We start from the raw sequence: 20,564 nt of genomic DNA, 5'->3' as shown, positions 1-20,564 counted from the left end.
TAATATATATATTCCGTTAAGTAATTTATATTTTGCGTAATTAATTTAATTTTCACTTTCCCCCACTATTTGCGGGTAATAAACCCCTCACTAATTATAGTTTCACTTTATTATACACAAAAAAGGAGCCTCTCATAAGAAGCCCCTCTTCTATATCTATATTATAAGAATAAATGACATCCAAATAAAATTGTAAATAAGTATAGTAACGGATGTACTTCCATCCCTTTCCCTTTCACAATCTTTAAGACCGGATACACTAAAAATCCGATTGCAATTCCATTCGCAATACTAGACGTTAACGGAATACCTACGAAAATTAAAAATGCTGGTAATGCATCTTCAAACTCATTCCAATTAATATCACGAATACTTTGTGCCATTAAACTACCGACAATAATTAATGAAGGAGCTGTAATAGCAGCTACACTTGATAAAGATGCAATTACAGGACTGAAAAATGCCGTTATAATTGTTAGTCCAACAACTACAATACCTGTTAATCCCGTTTTACCACCCGCAGCAATACCAGCTGACGATTCAATTGTCGCTGCTGTTGGGCTTGTACCAAAGATAGAACCTGTCGTTCCGCCAATCGCATCTGCAATAAACGCTTTACCAAAACGTTTCTCTGTATTATCTGTAATTAAACCTGCTTGTTTAATTAAACCGAGTAATGCACCTGTCGTATCAAATAAAAGTACAAGTAAAAATGAAAATACAACACCATATAATCCATACTGAATTACATCTGAAAAGGCATTGATTGGATTTGAAACGATAATACCCTCTGGTAAATGAGGCATCGCTACAATTTTATCCTCAAACTTCAGTTGCCCCGTAAAGAAGGCGATAATTCCTGTCACAATCATACTAATAAATAATGCACCACTCACACGTAATACCATTAATACCGCAGCTAAAATTAAACCAATTAAAGTTAAAATAACGGCTGGAGAATGAAAATCACCAATCGTAACTAAATTAGATGGATGATCAACGATAATTCCAGATAGACGTAATCCAATAAAAGCAATAAATAGTCCAATTCCACCTGCAATTGCATGCTTTAAACTATCAGGAATTGCGACAATTAACTTTTGCCTAAATGAAGTGAAAGATAATAAAAGAAAAATAATACCTGTTACAAATACTGCCGAAAACGCAATGACATATGTAATCCCCTCGGCCTGTTGAACAACAGAATAAGCAAAATATGCATTCATCCCCATAGCTGGAGCAATAACAATTGGATAGTTAGCTAAAAACGCCATACATAGCGTCCCAATAACTGTCGCAATAATAGTTGCCGTAAAAGCTTGATCAAATGGTACACCTGCATCAGATAATATTTTCGGATTGATGACAAGAATATACGCAAATGTAAAAAAAGTTGTGATGCCAGCTAAAAGCTCTTGCTTCACAGAAGTGTTATATTTTTGTAATTGAAACATGCTTATGTACCCTTCCTACATCTGAATTATTATCACACATTCTTTTCTTACTAGTATGTGAGAAAATATAATACTTAATCTTAACAATCAATAAAAAGAAGAGTCAATATATTCTCTAATAGTGAGAATTTTAAGTTTAAGTCTGACAACTTCAGATGTAGTACAGTTCTTTTCTGGTTATTTTTGTAGCATAACAGATAGAAATGTTTTATAATTTGAAATAGTTAAATATTTAGGTAGCTCATTCTACAAGGGGGATTCTTCTTATGCAGCACACAAACAAATCTGGAACTTTAAATCGAGGTTTAAAAGAACGACATATTACTTTAATGTCACTCGGTTCAGCTATTGGAGTTGGGCTATTTTTAGGATCTGCTTCTGCTATTAAACTAGCTGGTCCTTCCATCTTACTAGGTTATATAATCGCTGGACTCGTTATTTTTTTCATTATGCGAGCGCTCGGAGAAATGGCAATTGAACAACCGGTTGCCGGTTCTTTTAGTAAATACGCTAATGATTATATCGGCCCACTTGCTGGCTATATTACTGGGTGGAACTACTGGTTCTTATGGGTTGTTACTTGTATGGCTGAAATTACGGCGGCTGGAATTTACATGCAGTACTGGTTCCCAGATATCCCGCGCTGGACTTGGGCACTACTCGCTCTATTATTAATGAGCGCTTTCAACTTCTTATCAGTAAAAGTATTTGGAGAACTTGAGTTTTGGTTTGCCCTCATTAAAATTGTCACAATTATCTGTATGATAGTAGTTGGAGCTGGCATTATTTTATTCGGATTCGGAAATGGTGGGATCGCTACTGGTATTTCAAATCTTTGGTCACATGGTGGCTGGTTCCCAAATGGATTTTCCGGATTACTACTTTCCTTACAAATGGTATTATTCGCTTATTTAGGCGTTGAACTAATTGGTGTTACAGCTGGTGAAGCTCAAAATCCGAAGAAAACACTCGCAAAAGCTATCGATAACGTATTTTGGAGAATCCTAATCTTTTACGTCGGGGCATTATTCGTTATGATGGCAATTTATCCATGGAACGAACTTGGTGAGAAAGGAAGTCCATTTGTATTAACATTCCAACAAATCGGCATTGCAAAAGCAGCAGGTATTATTAACTTTGTTGTATTAACAGCTGCACTTTCTTCTTGTAACGGTGGTTTATTTAGTACAGGGCGTATGCTATTTACATTGGCACAACAAAAGAAAGCTCCTGAAAGATTCGGTCGTTTAAATAAAAATGGGATTCCAAGTCAAGGAATTGTAGCAACGGCTATCGTTTTACTTGTTGGTGTTATATTAAACTACCTTGTGCCTGCAAAGGTGTTTACATGGTTAACTAGTATTTCAACTTTCGGGGCAATTTGGACCTGGGGAATTATATTAGTCGCTCAAATTAAATTCCGTAAAGGATTATCAACTGAGAAAAAAGACAAGCTAACGTATAAAATGCCTTTACATCCATTAAGCTCTTACTTCTCACTTGGCTTCCTTGCACTTGTACTCTGTATAATGGCGTATTCAGAAGATACACGAATTGCATTAATCGTTGGCCCAATTTGGCTTATTGGCTTAGCTATCGTGTATTACATGAAAGGGTTTCATAAGATTGATGAAACACCTAATTCAAAGATTAGTTAAACAAGTTATCCCTTCCTTATTAATTGGAAGGGATTTTTATTGTGTACATAAATATTTCTCAACAAAATTCACGGTATTTTTACAATTTTTTAATATTTTTTACGTTTTCTGTCTTTATTTTTTCAGAAAAATAAATTACATTATTAAAGCACATATATTTATTATTAGGGGGATTCTTCTATGAAGAATAAAAAATGGATTACATTTTCTTTAGCAACAGCAATTACACTTAGTATGGGGAGTTCGTTCATACCGTCTACTTATGCCGAAAGCTCTGTAGACCCAGCTCCTGAAATTGCTGCAAAGGTTGTAAATCAAAACAATGGGAAGAAAGTATTATTTGATAATACGCACGGTCAAACTGCAGGGACAGCTGACTGGGTTATTGATGGCGGCTTTTCTGATTTCGGAAACGGCATTGCCCAAAATGGATATCATGTAAAAGAACTTCGTAAATCAACACCTATTACATACGAAGACTTAAAAAATTACAACGTGTTTATCGTTCCAGAGGCAAATATTCCTTACAAAAAATCTGAACAAGATGCAATGTTACAATATGTAAAAAATGGCGGCAGTATCTTCTTCATTGCCGATCATTATAATGCAGATCGTAATAAAAATCGCTGGGACTCTTCTGAAGTATTTAATGGATATAGACGCGGTGCTTGGGAAAATCCCGCAAAAGGAATGTCTAACGAAGAAGCAAACTCACAAGCTATGCAAGGAGTAGAAAGTTCTGATTGGCTATCTAATAATTTTGGTATTCGCTTCCGTTACAATGCACTTGGTGATGTTTCAGCTAAAAACATTGTTTCGCCTGAACAATCATTCGGAATTACACAAGGTGTTTCATCGGTAGCAATGCATGCTGGTTCTACTCTAGCAATTACAAATCCAAAACTAGCAAAAGGACTTGTTTATCTTCCAGAAAACCCATCAAAATGGAATAACGCTGTTGATAGTGGTGTTTATAACGGCGGTGGCGTTGCAGAGGGTCCATATGCTGCAATCGCAAAAGTAGGACTTGGAAAAGCTGCCTTTATCGGTGACTCTTCTCCTGTTGAAGATGCTACGCCAAAATACGTTCGTGAAGATTCTGGTCAAACAAAGAAAACTTACGATGGTTATAAAGAAGAAAACGATGCTGTTTTACTAGAAAATATCGTAAATTGGCTATCGAAACAAGAGACATTTACAAGCTTAGATCAAGTAAACGGTTTACAACTTGATTCACCTACTGCTTTACAAACATTTGAACAACCAAGCTTATCAACAGAGCCACAACCAGAACCTTGGAGTGCACCAAACGCTGGTTACCAATGGTTTAATACAAATACATTTAAACCTGGTTCATACGGATATAACGGCGCCGTAACAGCAAACGATTATGTGATTACACGCCCTAGCATTCTACCAAACAATGAAGTGTTCCAAATAAAGATTCAAGTAAACAACTTATTACCTAATACAACTTATAATAACTATTCTTTAGGTATCTTCACGACTGGCGGAACACAAGTAGCAAAAGTCCAAAATACAAACGGCACTTGGCCATCTACTTTCGGATATAGTAGCGCCTTCTCATTCACAACAAACAGCTTTGGTTCTGCTGAAAAAATTGTGAACGTACAACTTGATTCAAATACAACTGGACAAGCAACACTTCGTCTACGCCAAAATACAACTGCTAAATATAATGAAGCTGTAACGATTAATAAGAAGTAAAAGAAAAGGCAATCCACATGCGGATTGCCTTCTTCTCATTTCTCTTCTTTTGAGAAAAACATTCTGGAAATGACGATACCTATACTACCTACAATTAAGAATAACACTGCCCTGATCATCATTGAAACTTCTGGTAAGTCTAGAAGGAATAACTTTCCTATCGTTACTACTAAAACAACTAAGCCAGCATACAATATTTCATTCATATTTTTATTCCGTCCAAGCCAAACTGCAAATAATGCATATACCATCCATAATAACGATACTGATACGCTTATTATACTTCCATCTGTAGAAAGAACTTCGCCAACTCTAGTAATTGTAATAAATACAATGACCATGAACCAATAGAGAGCTATAGAATAAACATATTTTCCAAAACTCGTTAATACATCTTTCGCTCGTTTCATGCAGTAATAAAATGTACCTATTAAAATAATATGAGCAACAAACCCAGCTGAAACAAAATGATCAAACGGGCTAAAAATCGTCTGTACCATTCCAATCGCATAAATAGTGGCACTTACATACAGTTTAATTTGTTGTTTTGCTTTAATAGAAGTAACCATACCGAGAAAACCTTGTAACAATAATACAATTGCTGCATTCACTAAACTGTACTCGTATAAAATCGCTAAACTAAATGACCCCATTGCAAAACCAAATAAGAGATTTGCAAATATAGACTGTTTATTCTTCCTATATTCAAGTACAAACATAACAGTATGCACGAGTGCACTTATGACCAATCCCCACGTAGTAAAATCAGGTATTTTTGCAATAGATAAAATAAAGAAAACGGCATTTGTACTAAATATCGCTACTCTTGCTTCTTGTATAAACTCTCTCTCTGAAAACATATGCCAAAATAACAGCAAATGAATTACACCATATACAATCGTTAACTGTATTTGCAAATTCTCTACTAATATCGACATAACAGCAAAGAAGACAAACAGGACAATGGCAGCAACAACATAAGAAATCATATATAAGTACTTATAACGATTTTTCAACGCATACCATAATAAACTAAGTGTTAATATCGTCTCATATCCAAAGAAAATATAAGGATTCGGAGTCGTACTATTTAACAAGAACGGAACGAAGAAAGCTCCGACCGCTACGAAGATAGTAAGGTATTCCGATTGATACTTTTTCGCTAAATAAATCCCTAAAATAACCCATACAATATTACAGATAAACGCAATACTTGCTGGAATAAATCCATATAAATAATGTGCCGCAAACGTCGTTAAAACAATACCTGTAATACTTCCTCCAGCTAATACTAACCCTAACGCTTGCCGCTCTCGTTTAATTTGAATATCCCCTATATAATACAAACCGATAGATAAGGCGATACCAAACACAATTCGTATCGCTGGTGTTAATAAACCAGCATCTACCCCTGCTTTAAATAACCAAATAACCCCAAGTAGCATAATACCGACAAATATACGTGGCAACCATGTTTGGCAAAACTTAATAATATTGAATGGTTCCGGTTTAAAAGCAGATATATTTACTTGTTTTTCCTCAACTTTTTGCACGGGCTCTTTGATCTTTACTACATCTTCTTGTAATTTTTCATCTATTATCGTTTCGATATATACTTTCTTTTCCTTACTAACACGTTGCTGAGCGTTTTCTACTTCTATTTCCCTTTGTTTTGCTTTCAACTCAAAAAGTGCCTCTTGCATCGTTTCAATTGCAGTTTCGAGTGCTTCTATTTTCTTATTCAAATCTTCCTTCATATACTCCCCCCTCACCATTCATTCGAAACCTATATATTACCAATTATCTTTATCATACTCTTAGTCTATTCATTTTTAAAACTATTTTTCCAAAAAAAGAAAGGTGTTTTCCCATTATGGAAAACACCCTTTCACTTATTTGTCCTTATTTATCATGATACTAACGATTACACCAATACACACACCTACAAGAGCTGGAATGATCCATCCTACACCTTCTGTATAAAACGGAATATACTTCAATATTGGCGTCCACTGATTCGTCATCACATTTTTATTTAAAATATCGATTGCACTAAATACCGCTACAATCAAAATTGTAACAGGATATATGCACACATACTTCCCAATATATTTATGGAATAACCCTAAAATAATAAGCGTTAATGCAATTGGATAAATAAATCCAAGAATCGGTACTGAAACTTTTAAAATTTGTGTTAACCCTAAATTAGCTAAAACCATACTAATAAAGCTCAATATAAACGCCCAAACTTTATACGATACTTTCGGAAATACACTTGTAAAAAACTGACTACAAGATGTAACAAGTCCAATTGAAACACATAAACACGCAATAGTAAAAATAAGGCCTAACAAAACTACTCCGCCTTGTCCAAATAACGTCGTCATCACTTGTGCTAACACATTCGCCCCATTATTAAACGTACCTAACGAACCGCTAATTGAACCCACATATCCGAGGATGACATAAATAATAGATAATAAAAGACCTGCTCCAATACCAGCAATACTCATATATTTCGCTAAGCCTTGATCATCTTCAATACCTTTTGCACGTAAAGCATTTGCAATAACAATACCAAAGATTAAAGCCGCTAGCGCATCCATCGTTAAATATCCATCTAAAAATCCTTGGAACATAGGAGCTTGTCCGTAATTTCCAGTAACCTCTTTCACACTACCAACTGGTGTAAACATAGTTTTTATAAAAATAAGTGCAATCATACATAATAATAAAGGCGTTAAAACCTTCCCAAATAAGCCCATTAATTTAGATGGCGATAAACTTAACCAGTAAACAAAGCTAAAGAAAGCGATCGTATAAACTAGTAAAACTACACTACCTGATTCTAGGAATAACTGACCTGGTCCCATTTCAAATGCTAAACTTCCTGCACGTGGTATACCAAGACCAGGCCCAATAAATAAGTACACAATACACGGAAAAATAATTGCAAATGAAGAATGTACTCTACCCGCTAACGTTTGAAAGCTGCCTGCTTTTGCAACAGCAATAACACCTAATATCGGAAGACCTGTTGCTGATATAATAAAACCTAACAGCGCAATCCACACGTGTTCTCCTGCTTCATATCCAAGGAAAGGTGGAAAGATAAGATTCCCCGCTCCAAAAAACATAGAGAATAGCATAAGACTAATAAGTAAAATTTCTTTTTTCTGTAACAATTTCATTTCTTTCTCCTTCTTCAATTTCATCTCTTGTGAAATCAATTCCATACATAAAAAAACGCGGTAATCCGCTTCCTTACAAAGAAAACATAGTCCATAGTCTATCACAAAAGAAATGCCCATTCTATAGCTATTTCCCTTTTCCAATTTCTTCTGAAAAATCAACCTTTCCCCGCATTAACGGGCAGTAAGACTCCCCCCTAATAATTAAGCTAATAACCGGATATCCAGTGGGAATCAAACTGCCCATAAAAGCCCGATTCGTTCAACTAATAATCATATTGGAATAAAATCTTCCAATATGATTAAAGTTACACTTCATTGACTTATAATAGTTAATAAAGTAAAATATTAAATATACAAAATTATTAACCTTGTTTTTGTTTGTGTCAGGAGGAAAATAACATGGAATCAGCGATACAACTAGAAAAAAAACAGCAAAGAAAAAAGAAACATCCTCCAGGTTTATACTTACTCTTCTTTACAGAAATGTGGGAAAGATTTAGTTACTATGGATTACGAGGATTATTAACATTATATTTAACGACAGCTTTAGTAAGCGGTGGTCTTGGGTTTAGTCCCGCATGGGCACTCTCCATTTACGGATTTTATACTGGAGCCTGTTATTTCACGCCAATGATTGGTGGATACTTAACAGACCGTTTTCTAGGTAGAAGAAAAGCCATCACAATTGGTGGTATAACGATGGCAATCGGTAACCTTACACTATTTGCCTTGCAAAACCAATTAGGCCTATACCTCGGATTAGCGCTTATTATTATCGGTAATGGATTCTTCAAACCGAATATCTCTACACTGGTTGGAGAATTATACGAAGAGAATGATCCAAAACGTGATAGTGCATTTACCATTTTCTACATGGGTATTAACGTCGGGTCATTTTTAGCTCCACTCGTTTGCGGATTTTTATCAGAAAATTTATTCAAAACAACAGTGGATGGCGTTGTTCATTTTGGATTCCGTTACGGTTTCTTAGCCGCTTCAATCGGAATGATCATTGGACAAATTTTATTTACAACACTATCAAATCGCTTCCTTGGTGATATCGGTAAAAAACCAACTCGCGATTTGCAAACAGCTGCTGGACAACCATCAGTAGGAGATACACCGTTAACAAAAAAAGAAAAACAACGTACCGCAGTTATCGTCATTTTAACGTGCTTCGTTGTCTTCTTCTGGGCTGGTTTTGAACAAGCTGGTAGTTCATTAACATTATATACAAACAAATTTGTAGACCGCTCTGTGTTCGGATGGGAAGTTCCAACATCTTGGTTCCAATCGGTCAATCCATTATTTATTATTTTACTTGCTCCAGTCATTTCAGCATTATGGGCAAAACTTGCAACTCGTAAGCGCGGGGATTTAAAAATCCCAACCAAAATGGGACTTGGTATGATCTTACTGGGTATCGGTTATATCATACTTGTTATCGCTACATTAAAAACAGGTAGTGACGAACATAACATTACTGAAAAAGCAAACTTACTATTTATCGTCTTTACGTATCTTTTCCATACGTTAGGTGAGCTATTCTTATCACCTGTCGGACTATCAATGGTTAGTTCTCTCGCTCCAGTAAAACTTGCTTCTTTACTAATGGGGGTATGGCTAGCAAGTTCAGGTATCGCCAACATTTTAGGCGGACAACTTGCAAGCTTCACAACTTCACTTGGATATGCTGAAGTGTTTACTGTTATCGGCGCTGTAGCAATTGTTTTAGGTTGTGTTTTATTATTAATCTCTAAAAAACTAGTAAAATGGATGGATTAAAAAAAGATGAGGAATTTCTCCTCATCTTTTTTATGCCTTCTTACCTTTTTCTATTGCTTGCTCATACAACTCTTTATGTTCTTTATATTCACTTGGTACGAAACTCTTATAGAAGAATGAGAACCAGCTGTCTCCCTTTTTATACCCTTCTTCTCGAATTTCCGCTGCCTTTTTATTCGATTTAAATCCTTCAATAAACCATTTCTTTAAAAATTCATTTCTTTCATACTTAGCAGGAACTTTTAAATCATAGTTTTCAAACGCATACTTATATCCAGCCTTTTCTACTGCCTTTTTTGTAGACTTATAGCCTTTTTCATACGCTGTTTCATATGACTTCACGTATACATCTTTCTCATTATTTCCAGGATTCTTTTCAGCTAGTTCCTTACCAGCCTTTTCCCCTAGTTCAGCTTGCTCTTTTTCAATTTTTTCTGTTCTCTCTTTATTTCCCACTTGGAAACCTTCTGCAAAGATTGGCTTAAACTCTGGAGTAATTTGACTATCGTCCACCGTCTCTTGTGCTAAGCCCTGTTCTTTTCCTTTTTCAAAATGCGTTTTCTTCTGCTCTTCTAAAGACCAAGTAGTAGTATAAGCAGTTGTAAATGCTTGTTTATATGTATCTGATTTTCCAACTAAATGTACTTGAACATCATTTTTCCCTGCTTTAAAATCAGTCTCTCCATTTTTTTCACCTTCAAGTTGACCTTTCTCCATATCAACTTGGCGCTTTGCTTCCTCTTGCTTACGTGCCTCTTCTGCTTTTCTTTGTTCCTCAGCTACACGTTGTCTCTCTTCTTCAGCTTTACGCTGTGCTTCTGCTTGTCTTTCAGCTTCTACAGCACCATTATTATTTGGGCTAGGAGTTGGACTCGTTACACCACTACTAGAAGCTGGTTTATTGTGATAATGATATTCCCCGTACTGTAATCCCCATTTTTCACAGTTTGTACGACACGTATGTCCACCATTCGCATCTGTACGTCCTGGATGCGCATAAGCTGAAATTGGAGCTACCAATAACGCTACACTTGTTGTTAAAAGAAGTTTCTTCACCTGTTGTCTCACTCTTGTTCCTCCCAAAATCTAGAATTCTAACTTTATTATACATAAATAGAAGGATTTTTAAATGCAAACTAAAATATTCTATTATTTCTCAACAATAGTAAAAAAGAAGGTCAACCCTTTAAAGAGTTGACCTTCTTTTTTATTTCTTCGCCTTTGTTCCTACTAAATCACCAGCTACAACATAACGCTTAGAATTATCTTTTACAGATACACATGTAATAAGCGTTATCTCATCTTTCCCATGATCTTCTACAACTTCCCATTTATCCGGAGTTACTTCAGATACACCAGTAACAGCGTACTCATATTCATTTTCATTATCATATAAATAAATTTTATCGCCTTTTTTCAAAGATGCTATATCACTAAATAAAACACCTTTTTTAGACATGTTATGCCCTGCTAGTGCGTAATTCCCTTTTCCCATTACTTGATTTTCTTTTACTGTCGCTGCACCTGATAACAGGTTTTTCTCAGTAGAAGATTTTAAAACAGGAATTTCTAATGAAACACTTGGAATCGAAATACGACCGATTACTTGTTTTTTATCTAACGATGCATTCGCTACTTCTGCCAAGTCTGGTTGATTAATTTTTGACGCATCTACAAATTCTGTCTCATGCTTTTCATAATCCATCTTTTGAACAGCTTGCACATTTTCAGTCTGTTTCTTTTCAGCCTTATATCCATCATAAAATGGCTTTCCAATTAAAAACCCACCTACAACAAATAGAAGGATTGCTACTATACTATAAATTCTTTGCTTATTCATATACAATTCCTTTCCCTTACAAAATCTTACTCTATATAAAATGATAAAATAATATTGCTATATGTACAAGTATAAGCTGAAAAGAAACCTTCTTGCCGATGCAAGAAGGTTTCTTTTTAAGCAATTTTATTTCGATATAAAGACACGTGAAAAATCGTCATCTGAATAAAGAAGATACTAAATGCAATATATATCGGATATGCAGGAACATATAGAATAATAATTGGAGAAAGAGTTAAAAACCCAACCGCACAAGGCAACACATACCATAATGACATAAATGTAGTACGACAAGCCTTTTCTGTAATTGCCTTTTCACGCTCATCTTCTTGAGGAAATAATAGTGGAAACATCCAATACGAGAGCTCTTTATATTTTTTCTTTTGAATTTTATAAATAACCGTCGATACAATACCAAATGTTAAAAGTAATCCGAGCGGTATTAAACTTATTGAAACTTCAAATGGTACTCTCTTCGTTTGAATAAAATTAGCGACTTCAATAGTAAAATAATACAACTCAATAAAAGCCCAACCTGCTAATACCATTAAAAGTACATTTAGCATATAAGAAAATACAAGTCTATTCATCCTCTTTCCCCTCCTTATTTAAAACAAACACATCTTCCATCTTTAACTGGAACACATCACAAATCGTAAGTGCCAATAACAACGAAGGAACGTAATCCCCTTTTTCAATTGCAGCAATTGTTTGTCTCGTCACTCCAACCTTTTCTGCTAATACACTTTGCGAAAAATTGAAGCGAGCCCTTAATTCTTTCACTCTATTTAAAATGGTCAATTTTACCACCTCTCACCATTATTGTATGCTATCCTTAACAAAATGTAAACTCAACTTAACATTATTTTTACAAAAAAATCCAACTTTACGTATTGTAAAGTTGGATTACGTGTTAGTTTAAAATTGTAACTTTAACATTTTTTCTGCCCCAATTACTAGATGAAGCTTTATCAGGCATTAAAACATCGATTTTGTGACCTTTAATTGCGCCACCAGTGTCTGCTGCAATTGCTTGTCCATAACCTTCAACATATACAGTAGAACCTAATGGAATAACACTTGGATCTACAGCAATTAATTTCATTCCTGGGTTTGCAGTTAGATTATAGCCTCCCCATGCAGAATAAACTTGTTGTCCTGGCGCATAGCCATTTTCAGCTGGATCTGCTGTATAAGCTGTTGCATGTACATATATTTCTCTTCCACCAGCAGTTGGCTTCGAAGGTTGTGCAGGTTCTACCTTCGAATTATTATTCGCAACAGGTTCAGCTGGTTTATTAGCTTTCTCTTGCTTTTGTTTTTCAGCAATTTCTGCTTGTGCTTTCACTAAAGCTTCTTGCTCAGCCTTTGCAGCCGCTTCTGCTTTCGCACGCTCTTCTGCTGCAATTCTTGCTGCTTCTTGCTCACGGGCAATCGTTTCTTGTACTGCCTTCATATTTGACTCAATTTTAGCTTTTTCTTCTGCTGCTAAATTAAGTTGGCTTGCAATTTGGTTATATTTAGCTTGAACTGCTTGTAAGTTATCTTGACGCTTTTTCAAGTTATCTTGCAAATCAGCTTGCGCTTTTGCTAATTTTTGTTTGTCTACTACTAAAGATGCTTCTTTTTCGTCAATTGTTTTCTTATCTTCTTCAATTTGACGAAGATCTTGTTCTTGTAGACGTAAAATTTCTTTATCAGCTTCTAAAATAGTAGAAACTGCATTCATACGTTGTAAGAAATCTGCAAAGTTTTTTGACTCTACAACAACTTCTACTACTAAACTTGTATTTGAACTGTTTTGAACAGAAACCATACGTTTTCTCATAATATCCTTACGAGCAAGGACTTTATCCTCTAAAACGACAATTTCATTCTTTTTTTGCTCAATCTGCTTATGCGTTTCATCGATTTTACGTTGAATAGCAGCTTGATCCTCTTTATTTTTTGCAATTGTATTATTTAAGTTATGTAGTTCGTTTTCAATACCTTGAATCTCTTTACTAACAGCTTGCTTCTCTTGCTCTTTCTTCTGCATATCTGCATCGTTTTGCTGCAATTGCTGTTGCATGTTGTTAAGTTTCTCGTCGTTTGACTCTGCTTTTACAGCGACTGTACTAGAAAGAACGATAATTCCTGCTAATACTAGACTACTGATTCGCTTAAAATAGTTCATAATCCGACTCCCTTCTTATACAGTTATACATGATTTATTTTACAGTTTGTTTACAATACTATTAAATACAGTTTATTTTTCATGACAAAAAATAGGGAATTATAAATAAAATGTAATAGATTCTTAAATATTTAACAATTCCTATATTTAAAAATTATAAAAGATGCTAAAATCCAAATATAGAGAAAATATAACTTCCAAAGGCGGTTGAAACAAATACATGTTTACTCAAAAGAAATCACTCCAACATAAAATTGATCAATTAGAAGATCGTATAAAAGAATTAGAGGCTGAATTAAAACAAAAAGACATTGAAAAACAAAATATGATTTCTTCTATCCATGACCGTGTGCAAAACGTCATTCAAGAGCATCAACTTGTAAATAACCAGCACCATACACTCCAAAATTTAATTCAGCAATTAAACTCGTGTTTTGAAAATGTTTCAACACGTACAACAAATTCTAATGAATTAAATAGTGAAATGTTACAAAAAGAACAAAGCTTAATTCAGTCTATTGAAGAGATTATTGACTGCTCTAATGAAGGAAAAGAATCTGTTCACCGTTTACTTATTGTAATTAATAAATTAGGTGAACAATCTCAGCGCACATCTAACAGTATGAATCATTTAAGTGAACGCTCAAAAGAAATCGAGCAAATTGTAGAAGTCATTCAAAACATTGCAGCACAAACAAATTTACTTGCGCTAAACGCAAGTATTGAAGCTGCGCGTGCTGGAGAGCACGGTAAAGGTTTCGCGGTTGTTGCCAATGAAGTAAGAAAACTAGCAGAAAGTACGGCAGAGAGTACAAAAAATATCGGCAACTTAACGAAAAAAATTCAAGAAGAAATTGAAAAAGCATACGAAAATACAAAAGATAATTTACATTTAGTTGATGAAGGTGTAGAAATGAGTGCCGATACAAACGCTAGAATCGAAAATATTTTAATTATGATTCAAACGTTACAAAATGGTGCTACAAACGTTATTCAAGCAATTGAAAACCAAAAATCTTGTAATGATGATATATTAAGAGAATTTGCAAACACTCAACAAATGTTCCAAAAATTAAATACTACTATTATGAACCATATTCATGATGCTGAAAAAGTCGATGTTCAATTGACTAATGGTCTTCAAGAAACATTATCTTCTCATTAACAATAAAAACCCCTTATATCGCTATAAGGGGTTTTTATTATATTTTGAATATTTATTTCTTCTCAATCTTCATCTATATCTTTGTTATAATGGAAAAGTTGTTTCTTTAAATTAATTTACAAGGAGGATGTTATGGAACAATTTTACTACATTTTAAAATACTTAATTCTTGGTCTGTTCCAAGGACTAACAGAACCAATTCCGATTTCTTCAAGTGGTCACCTCGTTTTAGCACAACATTTGCTAGGACTAAAAATAGAAGGATTTAGCTTTGAACTACTTGTTAATTCAGCTTCATTACTAGCTGTATTACTTATTTATAGAAATGATTTAATTCGTCTAACAAAGAATGGTCTATCTTATATATTTACAAGAGCAGAAGATGCAAAATCAGATTTCTTCTTCATTATTTACCTTGTAATTGCAACTATTCCAGCAGGTGTAATTGGCGTTTTATTTAAAGATTATATCGACCAGTACTTAAAAGGCGTGAAAATGGTTGGGATTTCCCTTCTTATTACCGCTGTCGGTCTTTGGATTATTAGAAACTTACGCGGGCGTAAAAATGATGGTGACCTTTCTATGAAAGATGCAATCATTATCGGATTAGCTCAAGCTTGTGCACTTATCCCTGGAATTAGCCGATCTGGCGCTACAATTGTAGCAGCGATGTTACTCGGTATGAAGCAAGAGACCGCTCTTCGCTTCTCATTCTTACTATATATTCCTGTTAGCTTAGGTGGGTTATTGCTAAGTATTACAGATATTGCTAAAGATCCTAATTTAGACACATTATTCGTACCATATATCGTTGCGTTTATAGCAACATTTATCATGACATATATTTCATTAAAATGGTTTATGAACATTATGGCAAAAGGAAATTTAAAATATTTCTCTTTCTATTGTATTATCGTAGGGGTACTTACTATCATTTTCTTATAAAGTAAACTTACAAATTTAAAGCGAGTCATTCTACTACACTAAGATGGCTCGCTTTTTTATACTTCTATTAAGTTGAAGTGCCTTATTTACTTTAAATTTTCAGAATAGTATAATATTAATTATGTTCCTACTAATAAAAATCCGTCTTCTTTACTACTATTATAAAAGAGGTGTTCCTATGTTTATTGTTACTGAACTAATTCATATTAAATATGGCTATGAGAATGATTTACTATATTCACTTAAACAATATTATCCATCAACTGGAACAAATGGTTTTATTAACATAGAATTTTCACATATGCATCGTACAGATGATGGAGCAAAATATATGGTCCGTATGTTATGGAAAACACAACAAGATTACCATGCGTGGCTTTCTCAAAGAAACGAAAATGAAACTTGGAAGCACAAAATGCAAAACTATATCCTTTCTTCCACATCCAATGCTACTTATATGCATTAAACTTCACTCGATATTCCTAAGGAGCTTTTCCTAATATAAAATGATAAAACCCTCTTACCTTTTCTCATCCAGTAAGAGGGCTTCCCTTATTTATAAACTTTCTTTTCTTGACAATACAAACGAATAACATGTTTATTTTGTTGAAATACATCATGCGTTAGGCGGATAATAATAAAATTTCGTTTTGTTTGATCATCATGAACAAAAACCTGTTCTCCCTCTTGAAAACGCCACACACTTTCAAAAGTTGTAATATGATCCCCACTTACAGAAAAAAGCTCATATCGCATATCTTGTACCCTCTCTCAACTTATAATAATCACAATATCCTTATATTAAATTTAGTATAACTTAATTCCATTAAAATTTATAATTTTTTCTATTTCAAAATATTTTAATTTTGTTTTAAGGTTCTTTTAACGTTATAATGATAAACGAATTTTCATTGAAAGGAGCCTCATTTTGACTGCATATTTATTTCCAGTAAAAACAGCATTTATTTTATTTCCTTTTTTAGCAATGTTTCTCTTAATACCTTTTTTAATATTTAACTACCGAAAGTATGGTTATTTAAATAAATGGCGTTCATTTATTTTGTACTCATTATTACTTTACTTATTAAATGCCTATTTTCTTGTGATTTTGCCGTTACCACAAACATATGATACTTGTAGCCTACAACCGGCTAATACGCAGCACATGCAACTATCACCATTTTATTTCATACAAGAAATTAGTAATCATACTTCGGCAATTTTAACGAAACCAGCTACTTATTTCTATTTATTAAAAGAATCTGCGTTCTTACAAGTAGCATTTAACGTTCTATTAACCGTTCCATTCGGTGTTTATTTACGTTATTATTTCCGACGTAGTTTCTTACAAACAGTTTGTATTTCTTTTTGTCTTTCACTATTTTTCGAACTGACACAGGTAACTGGACTATACGGTATATACAATTGTGCATATCGCTTATTCGATATCGATGATCTATTTTTAAACACATTAGGCGGCGTAATTGGTTTTATCATTGCACCAATATTTACGTACTTCCTTCCGAAAACAAGCGAATTAGATAGTCATGTTGATTTAGAAACGAAACCAGTCGGATTCGTTCGTCGTCTTATCGCTATGCAAATTGATTGGCTGTTCTTATCTATCGTTGTTCCTGTCATTAAAAATAAAGGAAACTCTCTATTTATTTCTAATATCCAATCTTACACAAATGTATACGAACTCCTTTTCATTACATGTTCAATCTTTATTTACTTTATTATCATTCCATACTTTACAAATGGAAGAACGATAGGAAAAGCGTTGCTTCGTATTTACATTAAAGGAAAATCAGATCGTATTACGATGAAGGAACTATTCATCCGTTACGGTATATTCTATTTCGTTTTAGGTGGAATCAATTATATTCTTTCTAGTAGCTCTATCTTAAATCTTACAGAGCCTCTAGTATTACTAGTTATACTGTTATTCCAATTCGTAATTAACGGCCTATTTATTATTCATGTTTTATTACATGTATTTAGCCGTGATAAGTTACTATTCTACGAGCATATTAGTCAAACAAGAAATGCAATTATACTAAAAAAAGCTGACAAGTAATACTTTGTCAGCTTTTTTTCATAATCGTAAATAACTTTTCTGTATAAGGGTTTAAAAACATTCCTGTTTCATCTAGTGACTTCCTCATTTTTAGAAACGAATGCAATTCTGGATATATGTTTTGTAACTTTTCGTATGTTAACGTATGCATTTTTCCCCAATGTGGACGACCTTCATATTTCAGAAAAATTTTCTCCACTTCACCAAAATAAGCAGCATACTTCATACCTTTATACATATGAACAGCAATGTATGCCGAGTCTCTTCCATACGCTGGACTAAGCCATATATCATCACCTTTCACGTAGCGACATTCAATCGGGAAGTGCACCTTATACTTTTTCTTTTCAATGAGACTTGAAATTTCTTCTACAACAGCTCTCATATGCTTTGAAGGGACACTATACTCCATTTCATAAAATGGAACCGTACGTGATGTAGCGAACACTTCATAGCTTGGGCCGATTATTTTTGTGTTTGGTACAGCCTTAGCTGATAATCGACTTACTCCTTTACTTATGGAAGGAAACCATTTACACCCTTTAGATAACAAAGAGAACATCCTATTTTCAAGTAACTCCACCTTTAGTTTATGCCATTTCAAATCATTTCCTTTACTCGTTGTTTCATTTGTAAACTTCACTTGTACTTCATTTGAATAAGGAAAAACGAAAAATTCAAAATGACGATTCTTCTTATATTCTTCTAACTTGTTCATTACAGTAGATAGTGACTGTTTTTCGCTTTTATAAACGAGCGAATATGATAGGATAACCTTTAATTTTATCTTTACGATGATACCTAGCATTCCAAGCGATAACTGAAATGCTTTCCAATATTCGACGTTCTCGGTTTCTGAACAAACTATACTCTCACCTGTTGATAAAACTGTCGTAATCTCTATAACTTGTGTTGATAAACTCCCAAAGTTAACACCTGTCCCATGAGTTCCCGTACTAATCGCTCCCGCAATAGATTGTGAATCAATATCGCCTAAATTCTCTTGTGCATAACCTTTTTCTTCAAGCAACTTCCCTAAATCATGTAACTTTGTTCCTGCCCATACTTCGGCAACCATCTTCTCTTCATCAATATTCGTAATACCCTTTAATTCATCTAAAGAAACTAAAATTTCTTCTGTTTGCACGAGAGGCGTAAACGAATGCCCTGAACCGACAACACGAATTTTCTTCCCCTTTTTTCGTGCAAGCTCTACAACTTCTATTACATCTTGTATAGTTTCTGGATACATCGTATAATGCGGCGTTCCTTCTACATTCCCTGTCCAATTTCTCCATTTTTTCCCCTCTATAGAAAGCATTGGCCATCCCCCCGATATGTTGAATACTCCCCAATAATCTTCCCTTGTTTCACACGATACAAAATTGGAAAACGCTCCCATAATTCCCCAGCTTTACTATGACGAAACAATATAGAATCTCCTATATTCACTCGCTCCTCACCGTTATAATGAACGGGAGTTTGTACCTCACCAGCACCTTCTAAAGCTAATAGTTTTGCACCATCTGGTCTCCAAACCTCAGGCTCTTTATCTTTACCAACTGCGCCTGAAGCAATATATCCACCACCTAGGCAAGTATAGATAAACGGAGCTGGTTTACGTACAACTGGTAAAGCAAATCCGACAGCTGGATGAAATTGTACTTCTTTATAATAGTCAAACAGTCTAGGGGCATAAAAAGCAGAACCTACTGTAATCTCTGAAACTGAGTTATCTTGCTCAGTTGTTTTTATACTTCCTGTTCCCCCCCCATTTACAAACCTAAGTTCAATACCAAGGTTTTGTATTTCTTTCACGATACGTCCTCTTCTTTCTTTAACTTCTAACACTGATTTCTTCTTTAAATAAGAAATTACTTTACTTTTTATCCATTGATTCGGTATATAATCTCCAACCCCAGCAATTTGAGCTTCATATCCCATTACACCATCTAGTATTAAAAATGATGAGTCCTTCACTTTTTCTACTATTTCCAGAGCGCTCCGCACATTTTTTACCGGGGATCTTTTTACACCAAAATGAAATTGAAAAAAACGGCTACTCATATCAATATCCAAACAAACACGAAAACACCCTTTAGACTTCTCAGCAATTTTTTCTAAATAAACAATATGGTCTTCACAGTCCACCATACAAGTTATAATAAGCCCTTTCTTTGTTAGCAAACTAATTTCATATAAAGCCCTGTCATCATAAGCTGGATATCCTAATAATAAATCATTAAATCCTTGTTCAATTAAAAACAAAGCCTCTCTAGGTGAAAAACACATAATACCTTGAAATCGGTTGTTTGCAGCTAAAATCCGTTTCATAATTGGAACGGATCGTAATGATTTACTCGCTATTCGAATCTTTTTATCGCCACTTAGTTCAATAACCGATTGAATATTTCTTTCTAAAGCTACTTCATCTAAAAATGCACACGGTAATGGAACTTCTTTAAAAATTCCTCGATCCACATTTTTCGCTCCTCTTCTATATATGTCTTATACATATTGGAAAGAAAGAGTGATT

18 protein-coding genes are annotated in these 20,564 nt (G+C 34.3%); 7 read left to right on the top strand and 11 right to left on the bottom strand.

From position 1 onward, the window contains the following. Nucleotides 1–161 precede the first annotated feature (161 nt). Nucleotides 162–1,454, bottom strand: coding sequence for an NCS2 family permease (locus JDS92_RS09270; RefSeq protein ID WP_087949404.1), 1,293 nt, complete (start codon nt 1,452–1,454; stop codon nt 162–164). 266 nt (nt 1,455–1,720) lie between these two features. On the opposite strand from JDS92_RS09270, the gene JDS92_RS09265 reads away from it, so the two are divergent. Both JDS92_RS09265 and JDS92_RS09260 read left to right on the top strand, forming a co-directional pair. Next, entirely contained in the window at nt 1,721–3,112 is a 1,392-nt protein-coding gene (locus JDS92_RS09265; RefSeq protein ID WP_099003652.1) for an amino acid permease, read from the top strand. 180 nt (nt 3,113–3,292) lie between these two features. Next, a complete protein-coding gene (locus JDS92_RS09260) occupies nt 3,293–4,840 on the top strand; it encodes a DNA-binding protein (RefSeq protein ID WP_000791528.1) in 1,548 nt (515 codons plus the stop codon). Nucleotides 4,841–4,875: 35 nt separating this feature from the next. Here JDS92_RS09260 and JDS92_RS09255 read toward each other — a convergent pair whose 3' ends face one another. Together JDS92_RS09255 and brnQ1 are read right to left on the bottom strand one after the other, a co-directional pair. Further along, nucleotides 4,876–6,597: a DUF2339 domain-containing protein gene (locus tag JDS92_RS09255; protein WP_088055954.1), complete on the bottom strand. Its 1,722-nt coding sequence runs from the start codon at nt 6,595–6,597 to the stop codon at nt 4,876–4,878. Nucleotides 6,598–6,732: 135 nt separating this feature from the next. Beyond that, nucleotides 6,733–8,034, bottom strand: a complete 1,302-nt coding sequence (brnQ1, locus tag JDS92_RS09250) for a branched-chain amino acid transport system II carrier protein BrnQ1 (RefSeq protein WP_472926308.1) — start codon at nt 8,032–8,034, stop codon at nt 6,733–6,735. 402 nt (nt 8,035–8,436) lie between these two features. Between brnQ1 and JDS92_RS09245 the strand changes: the two genes are divergently transcribed. Next, a complete protein-coding gene (locus JDS92_RS09245; RefSeq protein WP_000443137.1) occupies nt 8,437–9,822 on the top strand; it encodes a peptide MFS transporter in 1,386 nt (461 codons plus the stop codon). Between the two features lie 30 nt (nt 9,823–9,852). On the opposite strand, the gene JDS92_RS09240 is transcribed toward JDS92_RS09245, so the two are convergent. The 5 genes from JDS92_RS09240 to JDS92_RS09220 all read right to left on the bottom strand — a co-directional run bounded on the left by JDS92_RS09240 (nt 9,853) and on the right by JDS92_RS09220 (nt 13,838). Further along, complete coding sequence (locus JDS92_RS09240; protein WP_199631852.1) at nt 9,853–10,890, bottom strand: YHYH domain-containing protein; 1,038 nt, start codon at nt 10,888–10,890, stop codon at nt 9,853–9,855. 139 nt (nt 10,891–11,029) lie between these two features. Continuing rightward, nucleotides 11,030–11,662, bottom strand: a complete 633-nt coding sequence (locus JDS92_RS09235) for a class A sortase (RefSeq protein WP_001041710.1) — start codon at nt 11,660–11,662, stop codon at nt 11,030–11,032. Nucleotides 11,663–11,778: 116 nt separating this feature from the next. Then, on the bottom strand, nt 11,779–12,252 hold the full coding sequence (locus JDS92_RS09230) for a DUF2178 domain-containing protein (protein WP_199631851.1): 474 nt from the start codon (nt 12,250–12,252) through the stop codon (nt 11,779–11,781). Next, nucleotides 12,245–12,463: a helix-turn-helix transcriptional regulator gene (locus tag JDS92_RS09225; RefSeq protein WP_000154014.1), complete on the bottom strand. Its 219-nt coding sequence runs from the start codon at nt 12,461–12,463 to the stop codon at nt 12,245–12,247. Before JDS92_RS09225 ends, JDS92_RS09230 begins: the two co-directional genes overlap by 8 nt. 112 nt (nt 12,464–12,575) lie before the next feature. Continuing rightward, complete coding sequence (locus JDS92_RS09220; RefSeq protein WP_097959050.1) at nt 12,576–13,838, bottom strand: 3D domain-containing protein; 1,263 nt, start codon at nt 13,836–13,838, stop codon at nt 12,576–12,578. 220 nt (nt 13,839–14,058) lie between these two features. Here JDS92_RS09220 and JDS92_RS09215 point away from each other — a divergent pair, with 220 nt between their 5' ends. From JDS92_RS09215 to JDS92_RS09205, 3 genes are all read left to right on the top strand, one after another. Further along, entirely contained in the window at nt 14,059–15,003 is a 945-nt protein-coding gene (locus JDS92_RS09215; protein WP_199631850.1) for a methyl-accepting chemotaxis protein, read from the top strand. 132 nt (nt 15,004–15,135) lie between these two features. Then, on the top strand, nt 15,136–15,948 hold the full coding sequence (locus tag JDS92_RS09210; RefSeq protein WP_000434781.1) for an undecaprenyl-diphosphate phosphatase: 813 nt from the start codon (nt 15,136–15,138) through the stop codon (nt 15,946–15,948). A gap of 178 nt (nt 15,949–16,126) precedes the next feature. Next, the gene (locus JDS92_RS09205) at nt 16,127–16,414 is read left to right on the top strand and encodes an antibiotic biosynthesis monooxygenase (RefSeq protein ID WP_199631849.1); all 288 of its coding nucleotides are present in this window, start codon (nt 16,127–16,129) and stop codon (nt 16,412–16,414) included. 86 nt (nt 16,415–16,500) lie between these two features. Here the strand turns inward: JDS92_RS09205 and JDS92_RS09200 are convergent, their stop codons facing one another. Continuing rightward, on the bottom strand, nt 16,501–16,704 hold the full coding sequence (locus tag JDS92_RS09200; protein ID WP_001268335.1) for a hypothetical protein: 204 nt from the start codon (nt 16,702–16,704) through the stop codon (nt 16,501–16,503). Between the two features lie 172 nt (nt 16,705–16,876). Between JDS92_RS09200 and JDS92_RS09195 the strand changes: the two genes are divergently transcribed. Then, complete coding sequence (locus tag JDS92_RS09195) at nt 16,877–18,028, top strand: VanZ family protein (RefSeq protein ID WP_199631848.1); 1,152 nt, start codon at nt 16,877–16,879, stop codon at nt 18,026–18,028. A 7-nt stretch (nt 18,029–18,035) separates the two neighbouring features. Here the strand turns inward: JDS92_RS09195 and JDS92_RS09190 are convergent, their stop codons facing one another. Beyond that, nucleotides 18,036–19,349, bottom strand: a complete 1,314-nt coding sequence (locus JDS92_RS09190) for a D-arabinono-1,4-lactone oxidase (protein WP_000948666.1) — start codon at nt 19,347–19,349, stop codon at nt 18,036–18,038. Then, the gene (locus JDS92_RS09185; RefSeq protein ID WP_199631847.1) at nt 19,337–20,509 is read right to left on the bottom strand and encodes an amino acid deaminase/aldolase; all 1,173 of its coding nucleotides are present in this window, start codon (nt 20,507–20,509) and stop codon (nt 19,337–19,339) included. Before JDS92_RS09185 ends, JDS92_RS09190 begins: the two co-directional genes overlap by 13 nt. Nucleotides 20,510–20,564: the final 55 nt, after the last annotated feature.

It is taken from the genome of Bacillus cereus group sp. N12 (genome assembly GCF_016483575.1).
Lineage (GTDB): Bacteria > Bacillota > Bacilli > Bacillales > Bacillaceae_G > Bacillus_A > Bacillus_A toyonensis.
Note: the sequence above shows the minus strand (reverse complement) of the source record. Positions and strands in the feature narration are given on the sequence as shown.

Excerpts from the sequence above, each read along its gene's own strand:
- JDS92_RS09265 (WP_099003652.1), top strand. The coding sequence starts at position 1,721 with ATGCAGCACACAAACAAATCTGGAACTTTAAATCGAGGTTTAAAAGAA.
- JDS92_RS09260 (WP_000791528.1), top strand. The coding sequence starts at position 3,293 with ATGAAGAATAAAAAATGGATTACATTTTCTTTAGCAACAGCAATTACA.
- JDS92_RS09210 (WP_000434781.1), top strand. The coding sequence starts at position 15,136 with ATGGAACAATTTTACTACATTTTAAAATACTTAATTCTTGGTCTGTTC.
- JDS92_RS09235 (WP_001041710.1), bottom strand. The coding sequence starts at position 11,662 with ATGAATAAGCAAAGAATTTATAGTATAGTAGCAATCCTTCTATTTGTT.
- JDS92_RS09220 (WP_097959050.1), bottom strand. The coding sequence starts at position 13,838 with ATGAACTATTTTAAGCGAATCAGTAGTCTAGTATTAGCAGGAATTATC.
- brnQ1 (WP_472926308.1), bottom strand. The coding sequence starts at position 8,034 with ATGAAATTGTTACAGAAAAAAGAAATTTTACTTATTAGTCTTATGCTA.
- JDS92_RS09215 (WP_199631850.1), top strand. The coding sequence starts at position 14,059 with ATGTTTACTCAAAAGAAATCACTCCAACATAAAATTGATCAATTAGAA.
- JDS92_RS09200 (WP_001268335.1), bottom strand. The coding sequence starts at position 16,704 with ATGCGATATGAGCTTTTTTCTGTAAGTGGGGATCATATTACAACTTTT.
- JDS92_RS09255 (WP_088055954.1), bottom strand. The coding sequence starts at position 6,597 with ATGAAGGAAGATTTGAATAAGAAAATAGAAGCACTCGAAACTGCAATT.
- JDS92_RS09205 (WP_199631849.1), top strand. The coding sequence starts at position 16,127 with ATGTTTATTGTTACTGAACTAATTCATATTAAATATGGCTATGAGAAT.
- JDS92_RS09230 (WP_199631851.1), bottom strand. The coding sequence starts at position 12,252 with ATGAATAGACTTGTATTTTCTTATATGCTAAATGTACTTTTAATGGTA.
- JDS92_RS09270 (WP_087949404.1), bottom strand. The coding sequence starts at position 1,454 with ATGTTTCAATTACAAAAATATAACACTTCTGTGAAGCAAGAGCTTTTA.
- JDS92_RS09245 (WP_000443137.1), top strand. The coding sequence starts at position 8,437 with ATGGAATCAGCGATACAACTAGAAAAAAAACAGCAAAGAAAAAAGAAA.
- JDS92_RS09190 (WP_000948666.1), bottom strand. The coding sequence starts at position 19,349 with ATGCTTTCTATAGAGGGGAAAAAATGGAGAAATTGGACAGGGAATGTA.